We start from the raw sequence: 8,083 nt of genomic DNA, 5'->3' as shown, positions 1-8,083 counted from the left end.
TCCCTAACAACAGAACTTTACGACCCGAAGGCCTTCATCGTTCACGCGGCGTTGCTCCGTCAGACTTTCGTCCATTGCGGAAGATTCCCTACTGCTGCCTCCCGTAGGAGTCTGGGCCGTGTCTCAGTCCCAGTGTGGCCGATCACCCTCTCAGGTCGGCTACGCATCGTCGCCTTGGTGAGCCGTTACCTCACCAACTAGCTAATGCGCCGCGGGCCCATCTATAAGTGATAGCCGAAGCCATCTTTCAACAAAGGAACAGGAGTTCCTTTGTGTCATCCGGTATTAGCTCCGGTTTCCCGAAGTTATCCCAGTCTTATCGGTAGGTTGCCCACGTGTTACTCACCCGTCCGCCGCTAACCTGCAGGAGCAAGCTCCTACAAGTCCGCTCGACTTGCATGTATTAGGCACGCCGCCAGCGTTCGTCCTGAGCCAGGATCAAACTCTCCATAATAGTTAAGTTTAAATCTTGTTTTGCTCTAAAACTAATAATTGACGTTTTACTTCATGTTTTGTTTAGTTTTCAAAGATCACTCATCGCTCGTAAGCGACTTATAATATAATAACATTTTGTTAACATCAATGTCAACAACTTATTAAAATATTTTTTGTTGTCCAAGCTGTTTCTTCGTGACAACATAAATAAATATACCATCTCACCATTCTGTTTGCAAGCATTTTTTTACAATAATTCTATAATTAGTCCAGTTTGTTTTTAAGAATAAGAATTTATTTAGTTAATTGTACATCTAGGTAAAAGTACAAGCACGAACGATCCCTTCCCCATAGATTAGTACAAGAAAGGAGGAATTGTTATGCAAAGTAATGAAGCCCGACAATTATGTAATAATTATAAAGGGCAGGTTGTACGCATTTACGATAAATCTGGAAAAGTACATTTTGGTAGAATTAGTAGAGTGACTGAAGACAGAGTATGGATCGAACCAGTGGATCAGCAACGTCAAAACTCAAATAACACAAACAATAGATCTTCTTCTTGGAACAGAAATAGTTTCAATAGAGATAATGAAGGCAGAGGTTACTCTAGTAGAAACTCTTCAGACAGAATGAATTCAAACAGAGGTTTTTCAAATAGAAATTTCCGTCAAGATAATAGGGTCAATGATGACTTTCGAAGAGATGACTTTCGAAGAGATGACTTTCGAAGAGACGACTTTCGAAGAGATAATTTTAGATGTGGATTCTTCGGTTGTGGATTTGGCGTTTCAATAGCAATCGGCTTTATTGCCGGTGTCGCACTTGCTGCATTATTCTTCTTCTAGATAGTTAGTTAAAAACAAAAGGAATATAATTCGAAAAGACCAATTATGGTCTTTTCTTTTTTACCGTTGTAATTTTATCTTCCAAAAACTAAGGTGAATGTAAACTTAATTTATGAATTTTTGACTAAAAGAAAAAGACCATAAATTGTGGTCTTTACTTTTCCTAATTCAGCTAACGCATGAGTTAGCTGAATTAGGTATTTTCTTATTAAATGCGCTAACGATTATTTTATAACTTTAACAATGCACTTATAATAGGAGACACTAGAAATACTATCGAGAAAGAAACAAGTAATCTTAAGACTTTTTTAGATTGTTGCACACTTACTTTTCCATTGTACCATCCACAAAATCGTAATTTGCTTCGATTTAATGTCAACTATTAAAACAATCAATGCTATAGATCTCGTCTATCCTGAATTACAGTTAACTTATAAATATAATATCAACATTTAAATTATTACTCTAATAACAAGATACTTACTTAATTAATTGATTGTCTAGCCAAATTGATCAAGCTCGCTTTTGTGCCACAAACTCTTGGTCGACTACCATTTTATTATTAAAGTAACGTGATAATCCAAATGTTGTAATACTTGCAAACACAACACTTAATGCACCAAACCATGTAATTGAAGATAATGATATTTGCCCCACAATTACTCCACCTAAACCTGCTCCAACCGCAAATCCTAATTGCATCATCGATTGATTCAGACCTAGCAACACATCCGAGGATTCAGGTGATATCGTCGCTAAATTGTATTGCTGAGTTGCACCTAATGACCAGCCTGCAAATGACCAGACTGTCAGTATAATAAATACTGCAATAATTGAATGTGTTACGAATGAAAGCACAACTAAAGAAGTCAAGTTTACGATTAACCCTCTCTTTAATGTGAAAATTACTCCCTTCTTATCTGCACTTAGTCCACCTAGTTTAGAACCAAATAAGCTTGCAACTCCAAGAACGAGTAAAGTAATGCTTAAAAGATGATCATTCATACCTACAGTATTTACAAGGAATGGAGATAAATAAGTAAAAATAAACCCGTAACCTGTCATTAAAAAGAAAGTGGTTGATAATGCTAAAGAAATTTTTGGCTTTTTGAACATAGCGATTTGTTTCGTTAAAGGGATAGAAGCATCACCACTCATTTTTGGTATTGTATTTAAAACAATTAAAATGACAAGTAAAACTAATAATGCGATACCAATAAATACAAATTTCCATCCATAAGTAGATGTAATAAAACGCCCAATAGGAACACCAATGATTAGAGATGCGGTAAATCCCATGACAACAGTTGCAATTGAACTTGCTTTTTTATTAGCAGGTGCTATCTTTGCTGCGATACTTAAAACTGTAACGATAACTACTCCTGTACTTAAAGCCATAATAATGCGAGCAATCATAAATAATCCATAGCTTGGAACAATTACCGAAAGTATATTCCCTATAATAAAAACAAACAACATATAAATCAGTAATTTACGTCTTTCCATTTTAGCCGTTAATACCATTAATATAGGTGTACCGATTGCATAGGCTAATGAAAAGACTGTAATTAATTGGCCGGCCGCTCCAATTGACACTCCCAGAACATCTGCCATTTTATCCAAGTTACCTGAGATGTTGTACTGCGAAGTACCAACTAAAAAACTTATTAATGATAAAATATAAATCTTTGCTGAATTTGACATGTGAAATTTTCTCCTCAATATTCATATTAATTTCTATATTTCTATAAACACCGAAATAATGTGCAAAATGAAAGAAGCTATATAAGCTTCATTCCATTCTTGTGCATTAAATTAAAGTATTAAGATGCTTCTTAACATCGTATTCTTCCAATTCTTTACCATTTTTTAAACGATGCATAAAATTAGGATTAGAAATTAATGGACGCCCGAAAGCAGCGAGATCAATTATTCCTTCTTCAATCGCTTGATTCGCCATTTCTGGATTTAATGTACCAACTCCAATAATGACACCATCCCAGTATTTTCGAACTAATTGATGCATCGTTTTTCCGTCTGCAAGCACTCGATCAAATTGCATAATTGATGGGTGAATCATTGTTGCTCCCGCTTCCTTAAATACCTCAACGAATGTACGAATTGCCATTTCTGGATCTTCCCACATGTAATTTGGTATATCTGCTTTATGAGCAGAGAATCGGATCATTGTTCGTTCTGTACCGATTGCGTCGATAACTGCTTTAATTACTTCCTTCATGAAGGTTAATCTTTGAACAAGATCACCACCATATTTGTCTGTACGTTGATTTGTTATATCTGAATTAAATTGGTCAATTAAGTATCCATGGGCACCATGAATTTCCACACCGTCAAAACCAGCTGCTATTGCATTTTTCGCAGCTTGCGCATATAGATTAATCACTTCATTAATATCTTCAATTGTCATTTCCTCAGGAACATCATATGGCTTTCTGAAACGAGAGACAAGGCCTTCAGCCGGAATAGCCGATGGTGCTTGAGGAGGTAGATTTCCAGCAAGTTCGTGATGAGATAAACGACCAACATGCCATATTTGAGCGATCATTGTTCCTCCCTCATTATGAACAGCATCAGTTACTTTTTTCCACCCCTTAATTTGTTCGTCTGAATATATGCCTGGAATTCCAGGATAGCCTTTTCCACGAGGACCAATGACCGTTCCTTCTGAAATGATTAAACCAACTCCATCTGCAGCACGTTTTCGGTAATATTCGACAATATCCTCTCCTACTACACCAGTCTGATCATCTGCAAAAGATCTTGTTAAAGGTGCCATAGCGACACGAGAGCGTAGACTCCAAGCTCCAATTTTTACTGGTTCAAACAATTTACTTTCTAAACCATTTTTTAAATTTCCCCAAGATTTTGTTTCTTTGCTAATTTGACTCATAAAATTTCCCCCGTTCATTTTATTTATTCGGTATTTCTACAAATACTGAAATTATTATTAAAAATATTCCGCTTTAACACTAAATTAAAGCGGGAGCGTATTGTGCAAGTATTTCTCGTTGTAAACTGTAATATCTGAAGGTTCCCTCTCTACGAACCGCTAACAATCCGCAATCGAGTAAAGGTTTTAAATGATGCGTCAATGTTGAATTGGCAGGAACTTTTAATTGAGTCGCCATTTCCTGGCAAGCTAACTCTGATTGCCCCGCAAGTAATTTCACGATTTGTAAACGAGTCGTTTCACCAAGTGCCTTATAAACTTTTACTGCAATGTCATCATTCACCGCTAAAAACCCCCTTTCAACAATCCTTATTTCAGTATTTCTAGAAATATTGTATTTAATCTTAGACTTTTTGTCAAGAAAGTGCTTTTCCTTTTTTATTTCAAAGACTGCTTTCTTATTTTAATAATGTTAACAAATAGTCACCAAAATATAAAGCCTGTATCTTAGATCACCAAGCGATCATTGATACAGGCTATTTTTATATTCGTTATTGAAATAACGCATACGATACTTACACTAGAAAATTAGCATTTCATACTAATCAATAATTCACTTTAATATTCACCTTTAATTACAAAATACGAGCCCCGAATTGTTCCAGCTAATTTAGACTTCTGCCTAGCAAACTTAAACTTTTCTTCTAACTCCTTTGGTATCTCCATTCCCTCAGAAAGCTTAAAACCAACGGCACGCTTCTTAGGGTCATCTACTGTATACATGACATTGACCGCAAGACCATCTTCATAAAAGACATAAGTAAATTTGATATTTTCCACTTGAAAACGCGAGGTTTCTAAAGGTTTAGCCGCAAACTCAATATCACGTTCTTTCAAAATTTGGTTCACATAATCAAGTGTCTCCTTGCTTTCGCTAGCTGGTACTACCGTAAATTCATGCTTGTATTTGTTCATAAAGTAACGTGCTTCATGAGCACGTAAACCAGAAAGCGCCTCTACCACAGGTGAAGACTCTAAACCAACCGTAGACACATTTTTAAAATCAACGATATAGGACATTTAAGTCCCTCCTTTTCCCTCTTAATTTCCTAACAAAAGGAATCCACATTTCACCAAAAAGTAAGCCATTCTTCAATTTGTTCTTTTTGACGGTACAAATCTCGTTCAAATGTAGAAACACGCATATAGGCAAACTTCAAATTAATCCTCTTAACTACCATATTATACCAAAAATGATTCAAGAAAAAATATTGTTACATTACAATCCACATGACATTTCTTAACTAACGCATTGAATTACTTTAATGATACTAATTTATTTTTTTGAGGTTCACTAAAAAATTAGCATAATCGGTATAAACTTTGTAGTTGCCCTCACTCCATTTTAAAGTAAAAGATATGCTTTTCGATTAAAAATTCACTATTTTTTATGTAATCGTAATTATAGTTCTTTTTGACATTTTACCATTATAAATTTAAACGGAGGTTTATTTTCCATATTCTTATGCGGCTCAACAATTTCCGAAAAATCTATCAGCCCATATTTTCCAAATTCTTGTTTAACCGAGTCAGAATCATAAAAAAACATTTTTACCCCTTCCATTATCTCGTAATAGTCTTTACCTAGTTGTTTGCCCTTTCCAAACATTGGGGCTTCTTTTGAAATAGTAGTAAAAATCATATATCCGTTTGGCTTTAACTGTTCATAGCAATCTTTAATAAACTTATCTCTCTCACGATTATCCAATAAGTGAATAAGTGCATAACAAAATATACCGTCATAAAGCTTGTTATCAAAAGGCATATCCGTTATTGAACCATGATGAATACTAATATCAAGCCCATTCTCCCTTGCCAAATCAATCGCTGTTTTTGAAATCTCAATACCCGTTACACTTATTCCGTTCTCAATAAAAACCTTTGCGTTTCTACCATATCCTATACCAGGTATCAATATTTCCTTAACCTTCTTTTCAAGGAAAAAGTCCTTTGTCACAATTGCTGAGTCTGAAGGTTCAAATCCCCACATCATTTGATTTTCTATAAAACTTGATTCCCAGAATTCTGTCATACCTCTTCACCTTTATATTTAGTTTAATTACAAATAAATAATATATTAATTTAAAACATAGCCTAAATTAGTTCATTGAACTTCATTTTACAAAATAAAAATAAAAAATTTATTCTCAAAATTTAAATATAACAATATATTTTTTTCCAATTTAATTAACTATCTATACTCCATATTATCATTTCTTATTGAATTAAACTGCCAGTTAGCACAAAAAAATGGACTACCGAAGTAGTCCACTGTTATTCATCTAACTACCTGTTAGTTGAAGTAAAAATCTTTAATAATCCTAATCTTCAATGTTTTCCAGTTCTGCTTTGACAATTTGATATTTGCTCAATACAATCTTTTTCCCATTGTCATCTTCCACAGCAATAAGATTTGCAGCGATACCCGAAAGTCTCCATTCAAGTGAACCTTCGACGCGGGTATTTTTGAGCAGTTCACCGTTTGTTAATGTAATATGGTAGATATGAATCTTCTTATCATCCTTCTTATTCAAAACTCGTGCTTCCTCCTCTTGTAATACAAATGATTTGAAATGTATTTCTTCGTTCACATCACGAATCCCTTCATTTTCTCTTAATTTTTATTCCATAAAACGGGCAGATTTTGAAAATTAGTTAATGCCATTGTTAAACTATACTGCTAGTTAGCCAACCATGGACCCTAAGATTCACAACAGTGAATGGAAGTATATATCTTTCTTCAATGGCAGCTTAATAAAAGATCCAAAATTAGTCTTTAACAGGGCCAAACAATAAAAAGTGAGATAAGCACTATTTGCTTATCTCACTTTTCTTACATAAAAACACCCTATACCCTAACACATCTTTATAACGGACTATTAATTCTTGAAATTTATGCAACATATCCATACCTTCAGGCGGCAATTTATGAAAAGGTAATGATGGTGTTGGTTTTATTGAGGTATTTATGATTGTATCACCTCTAATAATCTTATAATCATTAAAACCTGTTTTCTTAAAAAATATTTCCCATTCTTTTACTGTTCTTGTTTTACGAATTCCGTATACCGCTTCAATCTCATTTTGTTCCTTTAGAATTAACGGTCTTTCTGTTGTCATTTCAATAGCAAGCAAATAACCACCATTTTTGAGTACCCTATAATACTCTTTTAACGATTTCTCTATGTTTGTAAAACTTGTCACTGACTCTGAGATGATAACATCAAAGGTGTTGTCTTTAAACGGAAGATCCTCTGCATTTGCTTGGTAAATATTAATAGGATAATTTTTTCTTCTAAAACGTTTTTTTGCATTAATTAACATTTGATCATTCAAATCAATAGTAGTTATTGAACATTTGTATTTTTCATATAAATAACAAGCAGTGTTACCGGATCCACATCCAACTTCTAATACAGAACTATTTGATGTAAGGGGTAAAAATTTCACAAGTCCTTTTGTTAATTCAAAGCCTCCTGGATGAGCATCTTCTATATTTAATATCGCAAGCAAATCAAAATACGAAAATTTATCCATATGCTACCCCCTATCAATTAAGATAGTTTAGTCTATTCAATATTGGAGGGTTTTGTTTTGATTTCTTCCATTAAAATTTAATGCTTTGTTGTAAATAAATTCATTGTAATAAACGTTTATTAATTTTTCTGAGCACAAAAAAACATCAGCTTATAGGCTGATGTCTTTCAATTAACCAGGCGACGTTCTACTCTCACAGGGGGAAACCCCCAACTACCATCGACGCTGAAGAGCTTAACTGCCGTGTTCGGTATGGGAACGGGTGTGACCTCTTCGCTATCATCACTTGATT

At 34.3% G+C, this 8,083-nt stretch carries 8 protein-coding genes and 2 rRNA genes; 1 reads left to right on the top strand and 9 read right to left on the bottom strand.

What is annotated here, in order from left to right; all coding sequences use genetic code 11:
- Positions 1–454 (bottom strand): 16S ribosomal RNA (locus tag B7R65_RS20750); the annotation flags it as partial.
- 361 nt (positions 455–815) lie between these two features.
- On the opposite strand from B7R65_RS20750, the gene B7R65_RS20745 reads away from it, so the two are divergent.
- Positions 816–1,283 (top strand): hypothetical protein, encoded by a 468-nt coding sequence (locus B7R65_RS20745; protein ID WP_088044713.1) that lies wholly within the window; start codon positions 816–818, stop codon positions 1,281–1,283.
- Between the two features lie 513 nt (positions 1,284–1,796).
- Here the strand turns inward: B7R65_RS20745 and B7R65_RS20740 are convergent.
- From B7R65_RS20740 to rrf, 8 genes are all read right to left on the bottom strand, one after another.
- Positions 1,797–2,987 carry an MFS transporter gene (locus B7R65_RS20740; RefSeq protein ID WP_088044712.1) on the bottom strand — a complete coding sequence of 397 codons (1,191 nt, stop codon included), beginning with the start codon at positions 2,985–2,987 and terminating at the stop codon, positions 1,797–1,799.
- Positions 2,988–3,093: 106 nt separating this feature from the next.
- A complete protein-coding gene (locus B7R65_RS20735) occupies positions 3,094–4,194 on the bottom strand; it encodes an alkene reductase (RefSeq protein ID WP_088044711.1) in 1,101 nt (366 codons plus the stop codon).
- Between the two features lie 79 nt (positions 4,195–4,273).
- Positions 4,274–4,537: an ArsR/SmtB family transcription factor gene (locus tag B7R65_RS20730; protein WP_088044710.1), complete on the bottom strand. Its 264-nt coding sequence runs from the start codon at positions 4,535–4,537 to the stop codon at positions 4,274–4,276.
- Positions 4,538–4,812: 275 nt separating this feature from the next.
- Positions 4,813–5,274 (bottom strand): phage tail protein, encoded by a 462-nt coding sequence (locus B7R65_RS20725; protein ID WP_088044709.1) that lies wholly within the window; start codon positions 5,272–5,274, stop codon positions 4,813–4,815.
- 382 nt (positions 5,275–5,656) lie between these two features.
- Positions 5,657–6,286, bottom strand: a complete 630-nt coding sequence (locus tag B7R65_RS20720; RefSeq protein WP_088044708.1) for a class I SAM-dependent methyltransferase — start codon at positions 6,284–6,286, stop codon at positions 5,657–5,659.
- Positions 6,287–6,575: 289 nt separating this feature from the next.
- Positions 6,576–6,845, bottom strand: a complete 270-nt coding sequence (locus tag B7R65_RS20715; RefSeq protein ID WP_256941431.1) for a hypothetical protein — start codon at positions 6,843–6,845, stop codon at positions 6,576–6,578.
- Between the two features lie 220 nt (positions 6,846–7,065).
- Positions 7,066–7,791: a class I SAM-dependent methyltransferase gene (locus B7R65_RS20710; RefSeq protein ID WP_088044707.1), complete on the bottom strand. Its 726-nt coding sequence runs from the start codon at positions 7,789–7,791 to the stop codon at positions 7,066–7,068.
- 174 nt (positions 7,792–7,965) lie between these two features.
- Positions 7,966–8,081, bottom strand: a 5S ribosomal RNA gene (rrf, locus tag B7R65_RS20705).
- Positions 8,082–8,083: the final 2 nt, after the last annotated feature.

Source organism: Bacillus sp. EAC, assembly GCF_002156875.1.
In the GTDB taxonomy this organism is placed as follows: Bacteria; Bacillota; Bacilli; order Bacillales; family Bacillaceae_G; genus Gottfriedia.
The sequence above is the reverse complement of the archived record's forward strand: the minus strand, read 5'-3'. Positions and strand labels throughout refer to the sequence as shown.

Bases quoted from the DNA above. Each gene is read 5' to 3' on its own strand.
- B7R65_RS20745 (WP_088044713.1), top strand. From the start codon at position 816: ATGCAAAGTAATGAAGCCCGACAATTATGTAATAATTATAAAGGGCAG.
- B7R65_RS20740 (WP_088044712.1), bottom strand. From the start codon at position 2,987: ATGTCAAATTCAGCAAAGATTTATATTTTATCATTAATAAGTTTTTTA.
- B7R65_RS20735 (WP_088044711.1), bottom strand. From the start codon at position 4,194: ATGAGTCAAATTAGCAAAGAAACAAAATCTTGGGGAAATTTAAAAAAT.
- B7R65_RS20725 (WP_088044709.1), bottom strand. From the start codon at position 5,274: ATGTCCTATATCGTTGATTTTAAAAATGTGTCTACGGTTGGTTTAGAG.
- B7R65_RS20720 (WP_088044708.1), bottom strand. From the start codon at position 6,286: ATGACAGAATTCTGGGAATCAAGTTTTATAGAAAATCAAATGATGTGG.
- B7R65_RS20710 (WP_088044707.1), bottom strand. From the start codon at position 7,791: ATGGATAAATTTTCGTATTTTGATTTGCTTGCGATATTAAATATAGAA.